Below are 1077 nucleotides of genomic sequence, written 5' to 3' on the forward strand. Positions count from 1 at the left end.
TATTAAAAGTAACTATAAATGTCAAATAAGCAACCCCAAAAAGACAGATCCATAATTTATCTTTGGATAAATATTTAATAATTTTTGGCATAATTAATCCTTAAAAACTTAAGTTAACTTTACTGCTAACCTAAAAAATCCCATCCAATTAGATATGGTTACACTTAGATAAAATTAATATTTAACTGCTTAATAATCAGTTATTCATTCTACTTTAGATGGCTAAATAATTCTCTTAAGCAATATCTAAAAATGACAGTTAATCAAAAAAATATTATTTAGATCCTTCAACAAATAAAACACAATATAAAGAATATAACATTCTGATAAGTATTAAAATAACATAACTTATAAAGCTGCCAATCGCAGGCAAAAACGCCCAAACAAGAAACTCTAAACCATCCCATCCCCAGCCGTTATTTTCATGATCGAAATAAACATATAAAATAAATAGCCAAACAAAAGAAAATGCTAGCCCTAAAATTAATCCTAAATAAGAGGTTAACAAATGTGTACTATTAACAACAAATAGTTTTATCAACATTGAAAGAAAGAAAATAATTTCAACTACAATCGCCATAGCAAATAAAATATCAACAATTGGCTTACCTGTTTTGCTAATAAACGAACGAGGATTTTCTAAAACAACATAATAATTTATGTCCATACTAAAGTAGAATATGAAAAAGATACCGATCAATACTGAATCTTTAAACAAATATTTCATAACGCTTAACACCTCTAATCCTTAAAAATATTATTAAACTTCCTTGTTCATCCTTTGGAAGATTATTTAATAATAGCGTTTTTTAATGATTTAGATTAATTTAATATTATTTAAAAAGCAATTTAGAACTAGTGAAATTGATATTTATTACTTAATGATTAAAATGTAACTAACTGTCAATTGATTCTAACATAACCAACAAACTGACTTATTATGTTAATAACATAGAAATGAGTCATTTTATTCTATATTTCAGATATAAATCTTAAATTAATAGCTTAAAAAACCTACTCGGCAGTATATATTCATATACATATAGAAATTAAGTAAAATTTATTATAGCGCTGTAA

At 24.5% G+C, this 1077-nt stretch carries 1 protein-coding gene; it reads right to left on the bottom strand.

All coding sequences use genetic code 11. The features are described 5' to 3' along the window. Positions 1 to 274: 274 nt before the first annotated feature. Positions 275 to 727 (bottom strand): hypothetical protein, encoded by a 453-nt coding sequence (locus B6D18_RS12350; RefSeq protein ID WP_086364702.1) that lies wholly within the window; start codon positions 725 to 727, stop codon positions 275 to 277. Between the last annotated feature and the right edge of the window lie 350 nt (positions 728 to 1077).

Origin of the sequence: Gilliamella sp. A7 (assembly GCF_002142015.1) — a bacterium.
Taxonomy (GTDB): Bacteria; Pseudomonadota; Gammaproteobacteria; order Enterobacterales; family Orbaceae; genus Gilliamella; species Gilliamella apis_A.

Coding starts and splice junctions, on each gene's coding strand:
- B6D18_RS12350 (WP_086364702.1), bottom strand. CDS start 727: ATGAAATATTTGTTTAAAGATTCAGTATTGATCGGTATCTTTTTCATA.